We start from the raw sequence: 21,663 nt of genomic DNA, 5'->3' as shown, positions 1-21,663 counted from the left end.
TCATCCGCCCTTCGGGCACCTTCTCCCACCGGGAGAAGGAACAGCCTCAATACTTCTGTTTCTTCTGCTTCGCCGGCTGCCCGCGTGGCGGCAATCCCTGTACCTGTTTCTCTTCGGCCAGCTTGAAGTCGATCTTGCGTTCTTCCAGGCTGGCCTTCAGCACCACGATGCGCACCGCATCGCCCAGACGGAACGACATGCCGCGGCGTTCGCCGGACAGCGTCTTGCGGATCGGATCGAAGTGGTAATAGTCGTGCGGCAGCTGGGTCACGTGGACCAGACCGTTGACCTTGGAATCCTTCAACTCCACGAACAGGCCGAAGCTGGTCACGCCGCTGATCACGCCATCGAACTGCCCGCCCACGTGCTGCTCCATCCAGGCGGCGCGATAGCGTTCGTCGACCTCGCGTTCGGCTTCGTCGGCGCGGCGCGCGCGCTCGGAACACTGCAGCGACAAGGCCGCCATCTGATGTTCGGAATAGAGGAACTTCGCCGGCTTGCCCCCGGTCAGCGCGTACTTGATCGCACGATGCACCAACAGATCCGGATAGCGGCGGATCGGCGAAGTGAAGTGCGCGTAAGCCTCCAGCGCCAGGCCGAAGTGTCCGGCATTGGCGGGCGTGTACACGGCCAGGCTCTGGCTGCGCAACACTACCGACTCCAGCAACGCGACGTCGGGACGCTCGCGGATCTTCTTCAGCAACTGGGTGAAGTCGCGCGGTTGCACTTTGGCCCAAGGCGGCATGCTCAGCTTGAATTCCTTGAGGAACTCCTGCAGGTCGGCGTACTTGGACTCCGGCGGCCGGTCGTGCACGCGATAAGGCGCGGGGATGTGCGCGCCCAGCAGGTACTTCGCCGCTTCCACATTGGCCGCGATCATGCACTCCTCGATCAGCTTGTGCGCGTCGTTGCGCAGCAGCATGCCGGCCTGGGTGACTTCGCCGCGGTTGTCCAGTTCGAAACGTACTTCCGAGGTCTCGAACTCGATCGCCCCACGCTTCTCGCGCGCCTTGGCCAGCAGGTGGTAAAGCTCGTACAGGCGTTCGACCTGGGGAAGTTGCGCGCCGATGGATTCGCGCGCTTCGGCGTCGTTCTCGCCGACGGCGTTCCACACCTGGTCGTAGGTCAGGCGCGCATGCGAGCGCATCACCGCCTCGTAGAACCGGGACTGGGTGACTTCGCCCTCGTTGTTCACCTGCATGTCGCAGACGAAACACATGCGGTCGACTTTGGGGTTCAGCGAACAGATGCCGTTGGAAAGCGTCTCCGGCAGCATCGGCACCACGAAACCGGGGAAGTACACCGAAGTCGCGCGCTTCTGCGCCTCCTCGTCCAGCGGCGTGCCGGGCTGCACGTAGTAGGAGACGTCGGCGATGGCGACCACCAGGCGGTAGCCTTGGCGGTTCTTGATGCGCAAGCCCTGACGATTGCTCTCGCAATACACCGCATCGTCGAAATCCTTGGCGTCGGCGCCGTCGATGGTCACCAGCGGCATGTCGCGCAGGTCCACGCGCCCGGCCACCATCTTCTCTTCCACCACCAGCGGCACGGCGGCGGCCTGATCCAGCACTTCCTGCGGGAACTCGTGCGGGATCTCATGTCCGTGGATGGCCGCTTCCACCACCAGCGACGGCGTCAGCTTGTCGCCCAGCACCGCGACGATGCGGCCCATCGGCGGACGCCGCGCATCGGGCGTCTGGGTCAGCTCGGCGACGACCAGCTGACCGTCCACCGCGTCGCCGCGCTGGTCCGGCGGGATCAGCACGTTGCGCTGCACCCGCTTGTCGTCCGGAACCAGGTAACTCATGCCCGCTTCCAGGGTGAAGCGCCCGATCAGGCGCGACAGGCGCCGTTCCAGCACTTCCACGATGCTGCCTTCGCGGCGGCCGCTGCGGTCGATGCCGGTGACGCAGGCCATGGCGCGGTCGCCGTGCATGACCTTGCGCATCTCATTGGGCGGCAGGAACAGGTCGTCGCCGGTCCCCTCGTCCGGTCTGAGGAAGCCGAACCCATTGGGGTTGGCGATGACCACCCCAGGAATCAGGTCCATCTGCTTGGCCGGCGCGAACCCGCCGCGGCGGTTCTGCAGCAGCTGACCGTCGCGGACCATGGCACCCAGACGCTTGCCCAGCGCATCGAAACGGTCGGGCGCGGTCAACCCAAGGCTGGCCGCCAGGTCCTCGGCCGTCTGCGGTCCTTCGGCGGCGGCCAGCTCGGCCAGGATGGCTTCGCGACTGGCGATGGGATCGGCGTAACGCTCGGCTTCGCGCGCTGCGTGCGGGTCGCGGAAGTCGCCGCGCTGCCCGTGTTGCGGCGGACGGGGTTGCCTGGAGACGACGGGAGGACCTCTTCTTGCCGATGCGGGCTTGGCTGCCGGCAGGTCCGGCATCCACGGCGGCAGCTTGGATTTGGGCGCGGCACCCGCTTTTTTTGCTCTTTCGCCCTGCTTGCCAGGCTTGCCCGTCGTGGGCTTGGACCCACCTTTCGTTGGCTTCTTCGTCATCCCGCCATGTTACACCCCGACTGAATACGGGCCGTGATCGCGCAGCCATCCGTTGACATAGCACCGCGCAATCCGGAGAATGCGCGCCCTGCACCTGCCCAGGTGGCGGAATTGGTAGACGCACTAGCTTCAGGTGCTAGCGGGGGCAACTTCGTGGAGGTTCGAGTCCTCTTCTGGGCACCAAGGTAAAAAGCAAAACCCTCGCGCAAGCGGGGGTTTTTGCTTTTGGGGCGTCTTGGGCCGGTGACGTGGTGGGTGGACGCGGCGGGTAGAATCATCGCCACGATTCGCCGATTGCACCGGAACCAATGACCGAAACCATCCGCCCCACCTTCCACGGCTTCGAACAGATCCCCCTGCGCGAGTACGCCGAACGCGCCTACCTCGACTATTCGATGTACGTGGTCCTGGACCGCGCCCTGCCTTTCATCGGCGACGGCCTGAAGCCGGTGCAGCGCCGCATCATCTACGCCATGAGCGAGCTGGGGCTTAACGCCACCGCCAAGCCCAAGAAATCCGCGCGCACCGTGGGCGATGTGATCGGCAAATTCCACCCGCATGGCGACAGCGCTTGCTATGAGGCGCTGGTGTTGATGGCGCAGCCCTTCTCGTATCGCTATCCGTTGATCGAAGGTCAGGGCAACTTCGGCTCGCCCGACGATCCCAAGTCGTTCGCGGCGATGCGCTACACCGAATCCAAACTGACTCCCATCGCCGAAGTGCTGTTGGGTGAGCTGGGTCAGGGCACCGTCGACTGGACCCCTAACTTCGACGGCACCCTGCAGGAACCGACCTGGATGCCGGCACGGCTGCCGCACCTGTTGTTGAACGGCACCACCGGCATCGCCGTCGGCATGGCCACCGACGTACCGCCGCACAATCTCAACGAGATCGTCAGCGCCTGCATCCGTCTGCTGGACGATCCGCAAGCCACGGTCGCCGACCTTTGCGAACACGTGCGCGGTCCCGACTACCCGACCAGCGCCGAGATCATCACCCCCATCGCCGATCTGCGCGCGATCTACGAGAGCGGCAACGGCAGCGTGCGTGCCCGCGCCACCTTCCTGAAGGAAGGCCAGAACATCGTCATCAATGCGCTGCCCTACCAGGTATCGCCGTCGAAGGTGATCGAGCAGATCGCCGCGCAGATGCGCGCCAAGAAGCTGCCGTGGCTGGAAGACATCCGCGACGAATCCGACCATCTCAATCCGGTGCGCGTGGTGCTGATCACCCGTTCCAACCGGGTCGATGCCGAACAGCTGATGGGCCATCTGTTCGCCACCACCGATCTGGAGAAGAGCTACCGCGTCAATCTCAACATCATCGGCCTGGACGGGCGTCCGCAGGTCAAGAACCTGCGCTCGCTGCTGAGCGAGTGGCTGGTGTTCCGCACCGACACCGTCACCCGCCGCCTCAATCATCGCCTGGAAAAGGTCGAGCGCCGCCTGCATCTGTTGGAAGGCCTGCTGGTCGCGTTCCTCAACCTGGACGAAGTGATCCACATCATCCGCACCGAGGATGAACCGCGCGCCGCCCTGATCGCGCGCTTCAAGCTGAGCGAAGAACAGGCCGACTACATCCTCGACACCCGTCTGAAGCAACTGGCGCGCCTGGAGGAAATGAAGATCCGCGGCGAGCAGGACGAACTGGATGCCGAGCGCGACCGCCTGATCTCCACTCTCGGTTCCAAGGCCAAGCTGAAGAAGCTGATCAAGGACGAACTGCTGGCCGATGCGAAGAAGTTCGGCGACGCGCGCCGTTCTCCCCTGATCGCACGCGAAGCGGCGCAGGCGCTGGACGAGACCGAGCTGGTCGCCAGCGAACCGATGACCGTGGTGCTTTCGGAAAAAGGCTGGATCCGCGCGGCCAAGGGCCACGACGTCGACGCCGCCGGCATGTCCTATCGCGACGGCGACGGCCTGCTGGCCGCGGTGCGCGGACGCAGTACGCAGCAGGTCGCGTTCCTGGATTCGGAGGGGCGCAGCTATTCCACCGCGACGCATACGCTGCCCTCGGCGCGCGGCAACGGCGAGCCGCTCACAGGCCGCTTCTCGCCCGCTTCCGGCGCCTCGTTCGTGGCATTGGCGACGGGCGACAACGACGCGCGTTTCGTGCTGGCCTCCTCGCACGGCTACGGCTTCGTCACCCGCTTCGAGAATCTCACCGGCCGCCAGAAGGCCGGCAAGGTGATGCTGAACCTTTCCAATGGCGCAAAAGTGCTGCAGCCGGCGCAGACCGCCAATCCGGCGACCGATCGAATCGTCGCCGTCACCAGCGCTGGGCATCTGCTCGCCTTCGCGCTATCGGATCTGCCGGAGCTCGACAAAGGCAAAGGCAACAAGATCATCGAGATACCGAAAGCCAAGCTGGGCACCGAGCGCGTGGTCGCCGTCGCGGCGGTGTCGCCGGGCAGCACGCTGCTGGTGAAGAGCGGGCAGCGCACGATGTCGCTGTCGTTCAAGGACCTGGATGAGTATGTGGGCGCGCGGGCGAGTCGTGGCGGGTTGTTGCCCAGGGGTTGGCAGAAGGTGGACGGCCTGGATGTCCAGTAGCCCACTTTCCCCACGCGCTGCGGCGCGTTCTTCATCCCCACAGCCAGATGTCGTCGTGGCGCGCCTAGCGGTGGAGTGATGGAACACGACTTCTGGAACCAGCGCTGGCAGGAAGGCCGGATCGGTTTCCACCAGGACGAGGTGACGCCGCTGCTGCGGGAATACTGGCCGACGTTGGCGCTACCTGCGGGCAGCCGGGTATTCGTTCCCCTGGCCGGCAAGACCCGCGACATGTTGTGGCTGGCGGCACAGGGGCATCGCGTGCTGGGAGTGGAACTGTCGCAGATCGCCATCGACCAGTTCTTCGCCGAACACGGGCTGACGCCTGAACGTCACAAATCCGTTTACGGCGTGCACCACGTCGCCGGCGCGGTGGAGCTCATCTGCGGCGACGCGTTCGCACTGGATGCGGAAGCCTTGTCGGACTGCATGGGCGTGCTGGACCGCGCCGCACTGATCGCCTTGCCGGCGACGATGCGGCGACGCTATGCCGGCGAACTGTATTCGCGCTTGCCGGCGGGCTGCCGCGGTCTGTTGATCACGTTGGAATATCCGCAGCACCAGAAGGACGGTCCGCCGTTTTCGGTCGATGAAAACGAGGTCCGCGCGCTGTATGCCCGGGATTGGGAGATCGAATGCGGGGAACGCCGCGACATCTTGGCCGCGCAGCCGGGGTTCGTCGCCGAGGGCGTGACCCGGTTGGCGACCGTGGCTTATCGCCTTGAGCGCAGGGACTAGCCGCCTCGTACTTGGTTGCGACTTGCGACGCTTCTACAATGATCCCCACCTACAGGGGAAGACCGCATGATCCGTTGGCTGAAGCGTATCGCTCTGCTCCTGCTCGTGCTTGTCGTTCTCGCCTTCGCCCTGGGCTGGTGGTTGCTGCACGGTAGCCTGCCGAAGCTCGACGGCGAACTGGCCCTCCCCGGTCTGACCGCGCCGGTCAGCATCCAGCGCGACGCGCTGGGCGTGGTCACCATCGACGCCGCCAACGAAACCGACATGGCGCGCGCATTGGGATACGTGCACGCGCAGGAACGCTATTTCGAGATGGACCTGATGCGCCGCACTTCGGCCGGCGAGCTCTCGGAGTTGTTCGGATCCATCGCGCTGAAACTGGACAAGGAACGCCGCGTGCATCGCATGCGCGCGCGGGTGATGGCCAACCTGGACGACTTCGCCGGCGACAAGCGCGCGCAACTGCAGGCGTATACCGATGGCGTGAATGCAGGTCTGAACGGCTTGACGGTCAGGCCATGGCCGTATCTGCTGCTGCGCCAGCAGCCGCGACGCTGGGAGCTGGCCGATTCCGCCTTGACCGCCTATGCGATGTACTTCGACCTGCAGGATTCGCAGAACACGCGGGAGCTGGCGCTATGGAGAATAAAGAACACGGTTCCGCCCGCGCTGTACGCGTTGCTGACCCATGACGGCACCGAATGGGATGCCCCTTTGTTCGGCGACCCGCGTGGCAATGCAGTACTGCCCGACGCCGAAGCGGTCGATTTGACCAAGCTCCCCATGCCGGCGACCAAAGATCTGGTTCCGTTGGCCGAAAAAGGTACGCCGGGCAGTAATAACTGGGCCGTGGCGGGGGCACTGACCGCCGATGGCCGCGCCATCGTCGCCGACGACATGCACCTTGGCCTGCGCGCGCCCAATATCTGGTTCCGCGCACGCTTGCGGTATCCGGACCTGCGTGCATCCGGCGGCAAAGTGGATATCTCCGGATTCACGCTGCCGGGCTTCCCAGCGGTCGTGGTCGGCAGCAACGGCCATGTCGCCTGGGGTTTCACCAACAGTTACGGCGACTGGGCCGATTGGGCCGAACTGCCGGCGTGCCGGGCGGGCACGCAAGGTTGCGCCGAGCGCACGGATTTCCACGAAAGCATCAAGGTCGCCGGCGCGGCGCCTGTCGATTTCGTGGTCCACGAGACGGCCTGGGGTCCGATACTGCATGAGTCGAAAAACGGCTCCGCGCTGGCGCTGCGCTGGACACCGCAGCTGCCGGGATCGCTGCGGGTGTCCTTCACCGACCTCGCCATCGCCCGCGATATCGCCGGTGCGTTTTCCGTCGCGGACGCCTCGGGCATCCCCGCACAGAATTTCACCGTGGCCGATTCCAGCGGCCATATCGGCTGGCGCGTGATCGGCGGATTCCCGAAACGCGATCCTGGCTGTCTGGCCACGACGCCCGAACAGCATGCCGTCCTTCCCGGCATGCCCATTTCAACTACCGTTACTCGAGCCGATGCCGGCGTCGCCGGCGCGCCAGCTACCTGCTCGCCATGGATGACGGACGCTGCGGCCTCCCCGCGCCTGATCGATCCGCCCTCCAACCGCTTGTGGACCGCCAACAACCGCACCATGGACGAGGCGGGCCTGAAACTTGCCGGCGACGGAGGCTACGCGCTGGGCGCGCGCGCCAAGCAGATCCGCGACGATCTTTTTTCCCGCGATCGCTTCACCGAAAAAGATCTGCTGGCGATCCAACTCGACGACCGCGCCGTATTCCTGCAGCGCTGGTGGGCCTTGCTGCAGAAAGAGAGCGAACGCGACAAAACTCCGGCGCTGGGCGCGTTGGCCAAGGCTGCGGATCACTGGGAAGGACGCGCCAGCACCGATTCGGTCAGTTACCGCATCGTTCGTGCCTGGCGGCTAGCCGTGCATGCCCGTATCGCCGATGGCCTGACCGCGCCGGCCCAGGTTGCGCTCGGCGAAGATTTCATAATGCCCGACCTGCCGCAGCTGGAAGGCACGGTCTGGCCATTGCTCACCGAACGCCCCGCCAACCTGTTGTCGCGCCGCTTCGCCAGCTGGGAAGCGTTGCTGGAAGACGCAGCGCGCCAGGTCCGCGACGATCTGTCCGCACAAGGCCCGCTGGAACAACGCACCTGGGGCGAGCGCAACACCGCGAAAATCTGCCATCCGCTGGCCAACGCCTTGCCCGCGATGCTCAAGCCCACGCTGTGCATGCCCGCCGACCAGCTGCACGGCGATGGCGCCATGCCGCGCGTGCAAGGGCCTTCTTTCGGCGCCTCCGAGCGCATGGTGGTATCGCCCGGCCATGAAGCCGACGGCATTATCCATATGCCGGGCGGCCAGAGCGGCAATCCGTTATCGCCGTTCTGGGGCGCCGGGCACGAAGACTGGGTGCAGGGACTGCCGACGCCATTCCTGCCGGGGAAGGCGGAATACACGTTGACGCTGAAGCCGTAAAAGCCCCTCTCCCGTCGGGAGAGGGGTTGGGGTGAGGGTACGGCGAAGTCATGACAGGGTGAACCCTCTGGACTTCGCCGTACCCTCATCCGCCCTCCGGGTACCTTCTCCCGAAGGGAGAAGGGAAATTAAAGCGCCGCGTTATGCACCCCGGCAATCGCCCGGCCGGACGGATCCGCAGCACCGGCGAAGCTCGCATCCCAGGCAATGGCCGCAGGCGACGAACAGGCGATCGACTTGCCCCCCGGCACCGTCTCCGCCGCAGCGGGCCCGGGATAGAACTCCTCGAATAAGCTGCGGTAGTAATAAGCCTCTTTGGTCAGCGGCGAATTGATCGGAAAGCGCTTGGCCGCCGCAGCCAGTTCGCGATCGCTGACCTGCGCTTCGGCGTGCGCCTTCAAACCATCGATCCAGCCGTAGCCCACGCCGTCGCTGAACTGTTCCTTCTGCCGCCAAAGGATCGACTCCGGCAGATAGCCTTCGAAAGCCTCGCGCAACACCGCCTTTTCGATGCGCCGCGCGCCGGCCCCGCTCTTGTCGACCATCTTCGCCTGCGCATCCATCCTCATCGCCACGTCCATGAACTCCACGTCCAGGAACGGCACCCGCGGCTCCACACCCCAGGCCATCATCGACTTGTTCGCGCGCAGGCAATCGTAGTTGTAGAGCGCATCCAGTTTGCGCACCAGCTCTTCGTGGAACTCGCGCGCGTTCGGCGCCTTGTGGAAGTACAGATAGCCGCCGAAGATCTCGTCGGAACCCTCGCCCGACAGCACCATCTTCACCCCCATCGCCTTGATGCGCCGCGCCAGCAGATACATCGGCGTGGAGGCGCGGATGGTGGTGACGTCGTAGGTCTCGATGTGGCGGATCACTTCCGGTAACGCATCCAACCCTTCCTCGAAGGTGTATTCGAAGCCGTGGTGCACCGTGCCCAGCGCGGCCGCCGCGACTTCCGCCGCTGCCAGGTCCGGCGAGCCTTTCAAGCCGATGGCGAAGGAATGCAGGCGCGGCCACCAGGCTTCGGCCTTGTCGTCTTCCTCGATGCGATGGCGCGCGTAGCGCGCCGCGACCGCCGCCACCAGCGACGAATCCAACCCGCCCGAAAGCAGCACGCCATAGGGAACATCGGTCATCAGCTGACGATGCACGGCGCGCTCGAAGGCTTCGCGCAATTCCTGCTTCGACACTTCCACACCCTGCGTCGCATCGTAGTCGCGCCAGGGCTTGAGGTAGTAACGGACGAGTTCGCCGGTCTTGCTGTCGTAGTAGTGGCCCGGCGGGAACTGCGCCACGTCGGCGCACAGGCCGCTGATCGCTTTCATCTCCGAGGCCACGCACAGGCGACCTTCGCGATCGTGGCCCCAGTACAGCGGACACACGCCCATCGGGTCGCGTGCGATCAGCGCGCGGCCGGCGACCTTGTCCCATAACGCAAAGGCGAAGATGCCGTTGAGTCGGTTGAGGAAGGACGCTGGTTCGTCCTCTCGATACAGCGCATTGATGACTTCGCAGTCGGATCCGGTCAGGAACTCGTACGGCTGCTTCAATTCCTTCTTCAGTTCGCGGTGGTTGTAGATCTCGCCGTTCACCGCCAGCGCCAGCCCGCCGTCGGCCGAGCGCAGCGGTTGCGAGCCACCGGCCGGATCGACGATGGCCAGGCGCTCATGCACCAGGATCGCGCCCTCGTCGGTATAGACGCCGCTCCAGTCGGGACCGCGATGGCGCTGGCGTTGCGAGAGTTCCAGGGCCTGCCTTCGCAGGCCCTGCAGGTCGTCGCCCGATTGCAGGCCGAAAATACCGAAGATGGAACACATGGGATAACTCCTGGGATTGAAATTCAAAGGCGGTAAACGAAAAAAACCCGCATCTCGCGATGCGGGTTTCCTGTTGATTCGGCTTGTTCCTGTTCGCCTAGTCGCAGACCCGCATTGGCCGCGCACGATTATTCGTCCGCGCAATATTGCGGCGGTTCGAATTGAGACGGGCGGAGACAAAGGAACGAGGCATGGATTGAAACTAACCGGTTTGAGGGGCCGCTGGCAAGCCTTTATAGCCCCTCTCCCCTCGGGAGAGGGGTTGGGGTGAGGGTACGGCGGAGCAACTCATGCCACAGCCGACCGCGGAACTAACAGCAATTGCTCATCATGTAGGCCCACCCGTACCCTCATCCGGCCTTCGGCCACCTTCTCCCGATGGGAGAAGGTTAGAAGCGGCAAAAAGGTTACGGCAGCAACAATCGCTCGATCAGCCGCCGGTAGAGCTTGGGCAACGCCTCCAGATCGGCGACCGATACGTTCTCGTTCACCTTATGAATGCTGGCGTTGACCGGACCGACCTCGATGCATTGCGCGCCCAGCGGCGCTATGAAACGCGCGTCCGAAGTGCCTCCCGCAGTGCTTTCTTCAGGAGCGGCACCGGCGAACTCGCCCAACACCTCGCGTGCGACGGCGCGTAGACGGCCTTCAGGCGTGTAGAAAGGCTCGCCACCACGATGCCAGTGCAAGTCGTACTCGAGGCCATGCCGGTCGAGCACCGCGCCGATCTCGGTTTCCAACTGCGCCGCATTCCAGTTCGGGTTGTAGCGCAGGTTGAACAGGATCTTGGCTTCGCCCGGTATCACGTTGTTGGCACCGGTGCCGGCATTGAAGTTGGAGATCTGCAGGCTGGTCGGCGGGAAGGTTTCGTAGCCTTCGTCCCAGCGTCGCGCAGCGAGTTCCGCCAGCGCGGGCAAGGCCTGATGGATGGGATTGCGCGCCTTGTCCGGGTAAGCGACGTGGCCTTGCACGCCTTTCACCGTCAGCGTTGCGGAAAGAGTTCCGCGTCGTCCCACGCGCAACAGGTCGCCGAGCTTTCGGGTGGACGAAGGTTCGCCGGTGACACACCAGTCGATGGCCTGCTGGCGCTCGCGAAAAACCTCGGCCATACGGCGAACGCCATCGATGGCGTCGCCCTCCTCGTCCGAAGTCAGCAACAAGGCCACCGTGCCGGCGTGGTCGGGATGGGCGGCGACGAACTGCTCCAGCGCGATCACGAACGCGGCCACGCTGCCTTTCATGTCGGCGGCGCCGCGCCCGTACAACACGCCATCGCGGACCGTCGGCTGGAACGGATCGCTGGTCCAATCCTCGACCGGTCCTGACGGCACGACATCGGTATGGCCAAGCAGCGCGAGCACCGGCGATCCGCTGCCGTGCGTGGCCCACACATTGTCCACTTCGCCGAAGCGGAGGCGCTCGCAGACGAAGCCGGCACGCTGCAGGCGTGTGGCGATCAGCTCCTGGCAACCTTCGTCGAACGGCGTCACCGAGCGGCGACGGATCAACTCGCTGGTCAGCGCGAGGACGTCGGTCATTTGCCGACACCGAAGCGCTGCTTGAAACCGTTGTCGCTGAAGCCCTGCGTCACGACGCCATCGTCGGTTACCACCACGGGGCGACGGATCAGCTGCGGGTACTCTTTCAACAGCAGTTTCCACTCCGCGTCCGAACCGGGCGTTTTGCGGTTTTCCGGCAGCTGGCGCCAAGTGGTGGAAGACTTGTTGATCAGCGTGTCCCAACCGCCCGCCTGCTTCGCCCATTCCACCAGCGTTTCCGCTGGCTGGCGATTGTCGCGATAGTCGACGAAGGCGTATGTCACGCCGAACCTATCCAGCCATTTGGCGGCTTTCTTGCAGGTGTCGCAGTTTTTGAGCCCGTAAAGCGTGGTCATGCCAATCTTCTTATTGTCCTATCCGGCGTCATCCCCGCGAAGAGCCTGCCCTCGAGTGCTTTAGTCGGGGGCGGGGACCCAGCGACTTTAAACGGTTATGCGTGACTGAAGCAGAAGTCGCTGGGTTGACCAGCCATTCGGCTGTTGAGGAGCATTTCCGCCTTCGCGGGAATGACGAGCAAAAAAATCAGTCCGCCAACCCGCGCAGCAACTCATTGATCGAAGTCTTGGACCGCGTCTTCTCGTCCACCTGCTTGACGATCACCGCGCAATACAACGAATGCGAACCGTCTGCGGCCGGCAACGAACCCGACACCACCACGCTCCCCGGCGGCACATAGCCGTAGGAAACCTCCTTGGTAGCGCGGTTGTAGATCCGCGTGGACTGGCCCAGGAACACGCCCATGCCGATCACGCTGTGATGGCCGACGACTACGCCCTCCACCACCTCCGAGCGCGCACCGACGAAGCAATGGTCTTCGATGATGGTGGGGGACGCCTGCAAGGGTTCCAGCACGCCGCCGATGCCGACACCGCCGGACAAGTGGCAGTGCTTGCCGATCTGCGCGCAAGAACCCACCGTGGCCCAGGTATCGACCATGGTGCCCTCGCCGACGTGCGCGCCGATGTTGACGAAGCTCGGCATCAGTACGACGTCCTTGCCGATGAACGTTCCGCGCCGCGCCACCGCCCCCGGTACGACCCGCACGCCCGCCTCGCGAAAACGGGCCGCATCGTAACCGGCGAACCGCGACTCGACCTTGTCCCAGAACGGCGCCGGCTGCGCGTCGATCACCGCCATGTCGTTGACGCGGAAGTACAGCAACACCGCTTTCTTCAGCCACTCGTTGACCTTCCACTTACCGCCGTCGCCCGGCTCGGCGACACGGAAGGCGCCGGACTCCAAGCCGCCGATCGCCTGCTCCACCGCAGGCTTCACGGAAGCTTCGATCTCGCCCGCGGCAAGATCGGCGCGGCGTTCGAACGCATCGTCGATGAGGATTCTCAGTGCTGCGTCGTCGTGGATCTGCTTGGTCATCTGCTTCCTGTCTTTCTCGATCAAGGTAGGTTTTCGAAGCTGGCGCGCAATGCATCGCGCAAAGCCTGCTGGGTTTGGTCGTCGAGCGGCTGGCCGTGCGCGTCGGTGATCTGGAACAAGTCCTCGGCACGTTCGCCGAAAGTGGCGATGCGTGCGTCGTGCACGTTGAGTCGCTGCGCGCGCAGCACCTGGGCCACATCCGAGAGCAGACCAGGACGATCGGGCGCTACCAGACTCAGCAAAGTGCGGCGCCCATCGGGCGTGGTTCCGAACTCGATCTTCGGAGCGAAGCGGAAATGCTTGAGCTGCCGCGGCATCGCGCGGCGAGAGGTGCGCACTTTTTCCAACGGACCGTCCAACGCGTCGCCGAGACCGGCTTCGACCTCCGCCGGATCCGAACTGGCGTAGCTGTCCGCAGGCAACACTTCGAAAGTATCGAAGATGGTGCCATGCGGGCCGTCGAGCACGCGCGCCTGGTGGATACCGAAACCCATGCGATCCAGCGTCGCCAGAATGGCGGCGAACAGCCCGCTGCGGTCCGGCGAATGCACGAAGACTTCCAGCGCGTTGCCGTCGTCGGCGATGCGGCGCACGCGTACCCGGGTTTCGCCGGGAGCCACGTTGCGGAGCGCGCTGGCCTGCCAGGCGATCTGTTCGGGACGGAAACGCAGGAAGCCTTCCGCCGGCATGATCGCGAACAAGGCGTCCGCGGTGGCCGCGTCGAAACCCTGCACCGCCATCAGCGCACGCGCCGATTCGCGCGCCTCTTCCATCCGCGCATCGGCCGCTACCGGCTGTTCGAGCCCTTCGCGCAATACCCGGCGTGTGGCGAAGTACAGGTCGGCGAGCAATCGGTCCTTCCACGCATTCCATAATTTCGGGCTGGTGCCGGCGATATCGGCGCAGGTCAGCAGATACAGATAGTCCAGGCGTTCGCGGTCTCCGACCAGCGTGGCGAAACGGTGAATCACCTCCGCGTCGGAGATGTCCTGCTTCTGCGCGGTGATCGACATGCGCAGATGCTGCTCGACCAGCCAGGCGATCAGCGAGGTGTCGCCTTCGCTGATCCGGTGCGCCGCACAGAATTCGCGCGCGTCGACGGCACCGAGTTCGGAGTGGTCGCCGCCGCGGCCCTTGGCGATATCGTGGAAAAGGCCGGCCAGCAGCAACAGCTCCGGCTTGCGCAACCGAGGCCAGACTTCGTGGGCGATAGAGAAACGCTCGTCGGCGCGGCCCGACGAGAACGCGGCGATATTACGCAACACCATCAGCGTGTGCTGATCGACGGTGTAGACGTGGAACAGATCGAACTGCATGCGTCCCGACACTCGCGCGAATGCCGGGATCCATTGTCCGAGCACCCCGAGCCGCGCCATGCGAGTCAGCGTCTCGACGGCGCGTGGCGCGCGCAGCAAGGCCATGAAATCGGCGCATTGGGCAGCGGTGGCGACTTCGAACGCAGGCAACCGGGTCAGCGATTCGGCCAGCGCGCGGGCGGTGCGCGAGTGCAGCCCTCTCACTTCCGGATGCGCCGCCCACATGGCGAAGAGCGCGAATACCTGGGAGATGTCGGCCTGCGGCCAGGCCGGATCGCGCGCGGCCAGATAACCGCGGCGCAAAGCGAAAAAGTCGTCCAGCGGCTCGGGCAGCGCCTCGCCGTCGAACTGTTCTTCGAATCGCTGCAGCAGGCGATCGCTGACGCGGCGCACGATGGCTGCGCTGCGGTAGAAACCCTGCATCATTTTCTCGACGCCCAGGGTCTCCTCGTCGTCGGCGAAACCCAGGCGTTCGGCCAGCGTCTTCTGATAATCGAAGCGCAGGCGCTCCTCCGGGCGACCGGCGACCAGATGCAGGCCGTAGCGCAGGCGTCCGAGCGCGCGGCGTTCGCGCGCCAGCGCGGCGGCTTCGTCGGGACCGACATGGCTCAGGCCGATCAGCGGCTCCAGTTCGCGCACGCCGAAAGTGCGCAGCGCCATCCAGCCCAAGGTATGCAGATCGCGCAAGCCGCCCGGACCGTCCTTGATATTGGGTTCGAGATTTTCCGAAGTGTCGCCGAAGCGTGCGTGGCGCATGCGCTGTTCTTCGCGCTTGGCCACGAAGAAATCGCGCGGCGGCCACACCTGCTGCGGGGAAATCGCCGCCATCAGCGTCGCTTGCGCCGCTTCATCGGCGCATAGCGCGCGCCATTCGATCAAGGCGGTGAGTACGGTTTGGTCGGAAGCGGCTTCGGTGCATTGAGCGGGCGAACGCACCGCGTGACTGACCGGCAAACCGGCATCCCAAAGCATCGCGAAGAAGCGGGACAGCGAAGCATGCTGCGCTTGTTGAGCCTCGCTATCGGCCAGCACCAGCAGATCGATATCGGATTGCGGGAAAAGTTCGCCGCGCCCATAACCGCCTACCGCGAACAAGGCCAGCGGAGCCTCGACGGGGATGCAGCGCGCCCAGGCTTCCTTTAGGAGGTGATCGGCTGCGCGCGCGCGCAGCGCGACCAGGCGGTCGACCTCGTCGCCCTGATCGAAACGCTTCGCAAGTTTGGCGTCTGAAGCGTTTAGCGTTGCGCGTGCGTGCGCCGACCACGCGACATCGCTTTCGCTATCCGGCGGCCGCGTCCCAGTCTCTTTCGCGGTAGCCGTGGTGCTCACAGATCGTTGTCGTCGCCCGGTACCCGGGTCAGTATCTCCACGCCGTCCTCGGTCACCGCCACGGTGTGTTCCCATTGCGCGGAGAGCTTGCGGTCCTTGGTGACCACGGTCCAGCCGTCGGGCAACAGACGCGTGTAGCGCGTGCCCTCGTTGATCATCGGCTCGATGGTGAAGGTCATGCCGGGCTTGAGCACCACGCCGTCGCCGGGCCGGCCGTAATGCAGCACCTGCGGTTCGTCGTGGTAGACCTTGCCGATGCCGTGGCCGCAGTACTCGCGCACCACGCTGAAGCGCTGCGATTCGGCGTATTCCTGGATGGCATGCCCGACATCCCCGAGCGTGGCGCCCGGCTTGACCATGCGTATGCCGCGGAACATGGCTTCGCGGGTGGTTTCCACCAACCGCTTGGCCATGACCGAGGGAGTGCCCACGTAGTACATGCGGCTGGTGTCGCCATGCCAGCCGTCCTTGATCACGGTGACATCGATGTTGACGGTGTCGCCGTCCTTCAGGACCTTGCCCTCGCTGGGCATGCCATGGCAGATGACGTTGTTGACCGAGGTGCAGACCGTGAACGGAAATGGGATGCGCCCGTGGCCGCCGCCGTAGCCGACATTGGCCGGAATAGCGTGCTGCACGTTGACGATATGGTCGTGGCAGACCCGGTCCAGTTCGGCGGTGGTCACGCCCGGCTTCACATACGGGGCGACGACCTGGAGCACTTCGGCGGCCAAACGGCCGGCGACGCGCATGTGCTCGATGTCTTCGGGGGTTTTGAGGGTGATGGCCATGGCTGGATTATCGCCGATTTCATCGCGAGCCTGGATGGAAAGCGAACTGCCTATTAGGTGGACACCGGCTAGACCGCTTGGTTTCAGCCATCTGGTAAAAGCGAGCTGCTCTCGGCAAAGGATGACCGACTTCCGGCACTAAAGTGACGGAAGCCCCGTCAAATAGTGACGTGCTCACATATTTTCCGTGTCGTAATAACACTTCCGGCAAGAGTGATCGCCCTTCGCTCGTGATCGCTTCAATACTAAGCCATTGATTTTATTGGAATAAAATTCAAATGTGAGTTTTGGCACGCATTCTGCTTATGACCCCCTATCCGGCACGAGCCGGGCATACCCCTCACCAAGCCGGAGTTACAAGCCAATGAACGTCCTCAAGTCTGCCTTGCTCACCACTGCCCTGATCGCCGCTGGCGTAACTCCGGCCTTCGCCGCCGACACCACCACCTTCAACGTGAAGATCGTCATCCTGAAGGCCTGCACGATCACCGCCGCCGCGGCGACCGACGTCGATTTCGGCTCCGTGGCATCCACCGCTACCGCCAATGCGGATGCGCAGGGCAGCGTCACCGCCAATTGCACGCCGCTGACGCCTTACAGCATCGCCCTTAACGCAGGCGTCAATGCCGGCACCGCGAACGACGTCACCACCCGCCGCATGAAGAACATCGATGCCGCCGTGCTGACCAACAATTTCGTCGCCTATCAGTTGTACCGCGACGCCGGCCGCTCGCTGGTGTGGGGCAACACGACTGGCACCAATACCCTTGCCGGCACCGGTACCGGCCTAAACCAGCCTTATCCGGTCTATGGTCGTGTGGCGAACCCCAGCACCAATAACGCCGCCGCCGGCTCGTATCTTGATACTGTTACCGCCACGATCACCTATTGAGCGGATACGACGGACATGACTAAACATCGCAGCCCGAGTGCTCGTTGTCGGGCTGCGATTTTTTTTGCCATGCTTCTGGCGCTCGCGAGTCCGGCGGGCGCCGCCAGCCTGCAGGTCGCACCCACCTCTTTGACCTTGCAGGCAAAGCAGAACGCCGATGGCCTTTGGCTGAGCAACAGCGGCGAGGCCCCGGTACAGGTGCAACTGCGCGTATTCCGCTGGACCCAGGTGAATGGCGAGGAGCTGCTCGAGCCAACACGCGACTTGGTGATCAGCCCTCCCATGCAGACCCTACCCCCCGGCGAACGGCAACTGGTGCGCCTGGTGCGCACGAAGCCGATTCCCCCGGCCGCGGAAACGAGCTATCGGGTCATCGTCGACGAACTTCCGGCGCCCAACAAGGAACAGCAGGGACTGCAGTTCGTTCTGCGCTATTCGATACCCGTTTTCGTTCTGCCGGAAACGCCAACGCCCATCGCGCCGGCGCTGCATACCCGGTTGGTCGAAGGCGAGGATGGCCAAGCCGCGATCGAAATCGAGAACCATGGCAGCGAGCATGCGCAAATCGCGGATCTCATCTATACCGATGCCTCCAACAAGCAGGACGTCGTCATTCCAGGACTCGTTGGTTATGTTCTCCCCGGGCAACGGATGCGCTGGTCGCTGAAATCACCCGCTTCTCGCTTCGCGGGCGGCGCCTTCAAGGCGAGAATCAACAGTGGGCCTGTCGAACAGTCGTTGCCACTGGTTCCAGGTGCGCACTGAGGCCTTGTTCCTGGCGACCCTCCTGGCAGGCGCTACCATGGCAACCGACGCCGTGGCCGCCGACCAAGAGCTCGCACTACCCGCTGAAGCCGCGCCTTCTCCGGGTACCGCCGATGGCCAGGAGCTCTATCTAGAAGTCACCTTGAATCAGACCGGATCCGGTCGTCTGGCGCGTTTCCTGCAGCGTGACGGGAAACTGCTGGCCAGCGTGGAAACCTTGCGGCAAATCGGCTTCGGCCTGCCCGAACGGAATCCTGAAGAAATCGTTGCGCTGGAAAACCTTCCCGGATTGGTGGTGCGCTACAACGCCGCGCTGCAGCGGGTAAGCCTGGAGGCCCCGCTGTCGCTACTGTCGCTGGAAACCACAATACTGAATGCCCCCATGGGCGCCAACGCGCGGGCCAGCGCTTCTCCCGGGGCGTTGCTGAACTACGATCTTTACGCCAGCCACCAGAGCGATGCGAGCAACCTCACAGCGACTGCGGAGTTGCGCATCTTCGGCATCGGCGCGGGCGTCTTCAGCAATACGGCGGTGACGCGCACTTACCGCATCGACGATGGCAATGGCCGCGACGATGGCTGGCGCGGGGAAACCGTGCGGCTCGACACCAACTGGCAGTTGTCGTTTCCGGAATCGGCGACCAGCCTTACCGTCGGCGACACGTTCAGCGGCTTCCTCAACTGGACGCGCGCGGTGCGCTTGGGCGGTTTGCAGATCGGGCGGAATTTCAGCTTGCAGCCGTATCGGATCACCACGCCGTTGCCCGCCTTCCTGGGCGAAGTGGCCGTGCCTTCGGCGGTCGATCTCTACGTGAATGGCATCAGGCAATACAGCGGCGAAGTTCCGGCCGGACCATTCCAGCTAGCCACGGTGCCGGGTATCACCGGCATGGGCAACGCGCAGATCGTCGTTACCGATGCGTTCGGTCGTACCCGCACCTTGGATTTTCCCTTTTATGCCACGCAGCAGCTGTTGGCCAAGGGCCTGTCGGATTGGTCGTTGAGCGCCGGCGTGGTACGCGAGGACTATGGCCTGCGTTCTTTTTCCTACGCAAACGATCCGGTCGCCAGCGGCAACCTGCGTTACGGCGTCAGCGACCGCTTCACCGTGGAAACCCACGCCGAGGGCGGCGGCGGATTGGTCAATGCCGGCGCCGGCGGTTTGTGGATATTGGGGCGCGCCGGGGTGATCAACGCCGCTCACGCACGCAGTACGCTCGACGGCCTCCGCGGATCGCAAACAGCGATGGGCTACAACTGGAATGGCGGTCGTTTCAACTTCTCGATCGACAGCCAGCGGACGCACGGCGAGTATCGGGATATCGCATCGTTGTATGGCCCCTTGCCCGCGCGCGTCAGCGAACGCGGGCTGGCGGGCATGACCCTGCGTCGATACGGCAATCTGAGTCTTAGCTATCTCCGGTTGCAGTACCCGGAAACCGAGATGAGCCGTTATGTCGGCGCTTACTGGTCGCAAAGCTTCGCCAGCGGCTGGTCGGCGAATCTGTCGTTCAACCAGAACCCGGACCGCCGCAGCGACCGCAGCCTGTATTTGAGCGTCGCGGTGGCGTTGGACGGCGACCGGCAACTCAACACTTCCCTGCAACGCAACGGGGACCGGTCCAATGGCATCGTGGATATCTCCCGTCCTGTGCCCGGTGACGGCGACCGTGGCGGCTACGGCTGGCGCCTGCAGGCGCGCGACGGCGATGACGGAGCGGGCGGCTTGGCCGAAGTAGGCTGGTTCAATAATGCGGGCCGCTATGGCGCAGGCGTTGCGAGCTACGGCAGCGAGAGCTATGGCTACGCCAGCGCCAGCGGCAGCCTGGTCTGGATGGGCGGATATCCGTTCGCCGCGCGCAACATCGGCGACGCCTTCGCAATAGTGTCCACGGACGGGGTCGCGGGAGTGCCGGTGAAACTGGAGAACCGCCCGATCGGTTATACCGACGCCCGTGGCATGCTGCTGGTCACGCCGCTGCAGTCCTGGCAACGCAACAAGCTGTCGATCGATCCGATGGATCTGCCCGCGAACATGCGTATCGACCAAGTCGAACTGTTGGCGACGCCTCGCCAACGCTCCGGCACCCGTGTGCGTTTCGGCATCACCCCGGTACGCGCGGCGACAGTGGTGCTGCACGACGCTTCCGGCCAACCTTTGCCGCTCGGCAGCAGCGTCGCCGTGAATGGCGCGGCCGATGCCGCAAGTTCGGTCGGCTATGACGGCGAGGTTTATCTGGACGCGCTGGACACGAACAACCTGCTGCGTGTGCGGACGCCGGAAGGCGCCTGCGTTGCAAGCTTCGATTACCCCGTCATCGACAATGACATTCCGCGCATCGGGCCGTTGATCTGCAACCAGGAACCGTCGCCATGAGTTCACTCCGCATCCATCGCTTGCTGCTGCTTCTATTGTTGGCGGCCGGCGCCGGCGGCTTGTCGACGGCGGCGAAGGCAGCGACAACCTGCACAGGAACCGCAACCAGCGTGGCCTTCGGTACCGTGTCGACCACGGGCGTTACCGATGTCTCCGCCACCTTCAATGTGACTTGCTCAACTTCCGGTCTGGGCGTGCTGGCCAACACCAAGGTCAGGATGTGCCTCAACATCGGCGACGGCGCCAATGGCATCGGCTTCTTCAATCCACGCAGGATGACCAACGGCTTCGGTGAACCCCTGAATTTCCAGTTGTACACCGATGCGGCCCGAAGCCAGATCTGGGGTTCGCGCGGCAATCCAACCGTCCCCACGCCGCAGTTAAGCGATTTCGACTACGCCGTGCCGTTGTTTGGCGGCAACGAGACGAAGACGTTCACGATCTACGGCCGCATCCCCGTCCAGACCTTGATAGCGGGCAGCTACAGCAATCCGTTCACCGGCTTCCACATCTCCCTCGAATACCGTTACGACGAAGCTCTCTTGAATGCCAACTATCCGGCGTCGTGCATTTCAGGCGGTGATAGCGGCATGACCGCTTTCAACGCCTTTCCCTTCACAGCGACGGCCACGGTGCCGTCCAACTGCCGCGCCTATACCACTACCGACCTGGATTTCGGCAGCATCCCCGGACTGATCACCTCCAATACCGATCAGACTTCGACGATCAACATGACCTGCACGGGTCGTACCGCCTGGAATGTCGGCCTCAACAACGGCCAGAACGCGAGCGGCAGCATCCGACGCATGCGGCTTGGGGCGACCGGCAACTATGTCGCCTACGAGCTCTACAGCAATCCGGGACGCACCGTCCGCTGGGGCAATACGATCAATACCGACACCATTCCGGGCACCGGAACCGGCGTGGTGCAATCGCTGACGGTCTACGGGCGCGTACCCGCCACCCAGACGGTGCCGTCCGGCAGCTACAGCGACATCATCACCGTCACCGTGACCTACTGAGCCAGTGGACGGCTTTGGGCGCCCAGGAAGCACGGCTACAAATCTCGTATTTCCCGGATTTGCGGCCAAACACGCCCGCAGGCTATAATTCCGCGGCTTTGTCGGGCCCAACCCGCAAGACCGCCCATGCCGGGCGACACCGGCAAA

The 21,663-nt window shown here is 64.1% G+C and carries 14 protein-coding genes and 1 tRNA gene; 8 read left to right on the top strand and 7 right to left on the bottom strand.

The features are described from left to right. Nucleotides 1–46: 46 nt before the first annotated feature. The gene (rnr, locus tag J2W94_RS02445; RefSeq protein WP_310090045.1) at nucleotides 47–2,503 is read right to left on the bottom strand and encodes a ribonuclease R; all 2,457 of its coding nucleotides are present in this window, start codon (nucleotides 2,501–2,503) and stop codon (nucleotides 47–49) included. Nucleotides 2,504–2,599: 96 nt separating this feature from the next. Between rnr and J2W94_RS02440 the strand changes: the two genes are divergently transcribed. The 4 genes from J2W94_RS02440 to J2W94_RS02425 all read left to right on the top strand — a co-directional run bounded on the left by J2W94_RS02440 (nucleotide 2,600) and on the right by J2W94_RS02425 (nucleotide 8,274). Then, nucleotides 2,600–2,686 (top strand) — tRNA-Leu (locus J2W94_RS02440). A 125-nt stretch (nucleotides 2,687–2,811) separates the two neighbouring features. Beyond that, nucleotides 2,812–5,055 (top strand): DNA topoisomerase IV subunit A, encoded by a 2,244-nt coding sequence (gene parC / locus J2W94_RS02435; protein WP_310090044.1) that lies wholly within the window; start codon nucleotides 2,812–2,814, stop codon nucleotides 5,053–5,055. Between the two features lie 78 nt (nucleotides 5,056–5,133). Then, nucleotides 5,134–5,793, top strand: coding sequence for a thiopurine S-methyltransferase (locus J2W94_RS02430; RefSeq protein WP_310090043.1), 660 nt, complete (start codon nucleotides 5,134–5,136; stop codon nucleotides 5,791–5,793). 66 nt (nucleotides 5,794–5,859) lie between these two features. Next, entirely contained in the window at nucleotides 5,860–8,274 is a 2,415-nt protein-coding gene (locus J2W94_RS02425; protein ID WP_310090042.1) for a penicillin acylase family protein, read from the top strand. A gap of 128 nt (nucleotides 8,275–8,402) precedes the next feature. Here the strand turns inward: J2W94_RS02425 and asnB are convergent, their stop codons facing one another. The 6 genes from asnB to map form a co-directional block, all read right to left on the bottom strand. Next, complete coding sequence (gene asnB / locus J2W94_RS02420; protein WP_310090041.1) at nucleotides 8,403–10,091, bottom strand: asparagine synthase B; 1,689 nt, start codon at nucleotides 10,089–10,091, stop codon at nucleotides 8,403–8,405. Between the two features lie 407 nt (nucleotides 10,092–10,498). Beyond that, complete coding sequence (dapE, locus tag J2W94_RS02415) at nucleotides 10,499–11,629, bottom strand: succinyl-diaminopimelate desuccinylase (RefSeq protein WP_310090040.1); 1,131 nt, start codon at nucleotides 11,627–11,629, stop codon at nucleotides 10,499–10,501. After that, entirely contained in the window at nucleotides 11,626–11,985 is a 360-nt protein-coding gene (locus tag J2W94_RS02410) for a Spx/MgsR family RNA polymerase-binding regulatory protein (RefSeq protein ID WP_310090039.1), read from the bottom strand. Before J2W94_RS02410 ends, dapE begins: the two co-directional genes overlap by 4 nt. Nucleotides 11,986–12,172: 187 nt before the next feature. Beyond that, entirely contained in the window at nucleotides 12,173–13,024 is an 852-nt protein-coding gene (gene dapD, locus J2W94_RS02405; RefSeq protein WP_310090037.1) for a 2,3,4,5-tetrahydropyridine-2,6-dicarboxylate N-succinyltransferase, read from the bottom strand. A gap of 20 nt (nucleotides 13,025–13,044) precedes the next feature. Then, nucleotides 13,045–15,744, bottom strand: a complete 2,700-nt coding sequence (gene glnD / locus J2W94_RS02400; RefSeq protein ID WP_310090036.1) for a [protein-PII] uridylyltransferase — start codon at nucleotides 15,742–15,744, stop codon at nucleotides 13,045–13,047. Next, nucleotides 15,666–16,460, bottom strand: coding sequence for a type I methionyl aminopeptidase (gene map, locus J2W94_RS02395; RefSeq protein ID WP_310090035.1), 795 nt, complete (start codon nucleotides 16,458–16,460; stop codon nucleotides 15,666–15,668). The genes glnD and map overlap by 79 nt, the downstream gene beginning before the upstream one ends. 364 nt (nucleotides 16,461–16,824) lie before the next feature. Between map and J2W94_RS02390 the strand changes: the two genes are divergently transcribed. The 4 genes from J2W94_RS02390 to J2W94_RS02375 are packed head-to-tail and all read left to right on the top strand — an operon-like array spanning nucleotide 16,825 to nucleotide 21,516. After that, nucleotides 16,825–17,352, top strand: a complete 528-nt coding sequence (locus J2W94_RS02390; RefSeq protein WP_310090034.1) for a Csu type fimbrial protein — start codon at nucleotides 16,825–16,827, stop codon at nucleotides 17,350–17,352. A 15-nt stretch (nucleotides 17,353–17,367) separates the two neighbouring features. Continuing rightward, complete coding sequence (locus tag J2W94_RS02385) at nucleotides 17,368–18,117, top strand: fimbrial biogenesis chaperone (RefSeq protein ID WP_310090033.1); 750 nt, start codon at nucleotides 17,368–17,370, stop codon at nucleotides 18,115–18,117. Nucleotides 18,118–18,154: 37 nt separating this feature from the next. Next, entirely contained in the window at nucleotides 18,155–20,494 is a 2,340-nt protein-coding gene (locus J2W94_RS02380; RefSeq protein ID WP_310090032.1) for a fimbria/pilus outer membrane usher protein, read from the top strand. Next, nucleotides 20,491–21,516, top strand: a complete 1,026-nt coding sequence (locus tag J2W94_RS02375; RefSeq protein WP_310090031.1) for a Csu type fimbrial protein — start codon at nucleotides 20,491–20,493, stop codon at nucleotides 21,514–21,516. The genes J2W94_RS02380 and J2W94_RS02375 overlap by 4 nt, the downstream gene beginning before the upstream one ends. Nucleotides 21,517–21,663: the final 147 nt, after the last annotated feature.

Origin of the sequence: Pseudoxanthomonas sacheonensis (assembly GCF_031455975.1) — a bacterium.
GTDB classification, from domain to species: Bacteria; Pseudomonadota; Gammaproteobacteria; order Xanthomonadales; family Xanthomonadaceae; genus Pseudoxanthomonas_A; species Pseudoxanthomonas_A sacheonensis_A.
Note: the sequence above shows the minus strand (reverse complement) of the source record. Positions and strands in the feature narration are given on the sequence as shown.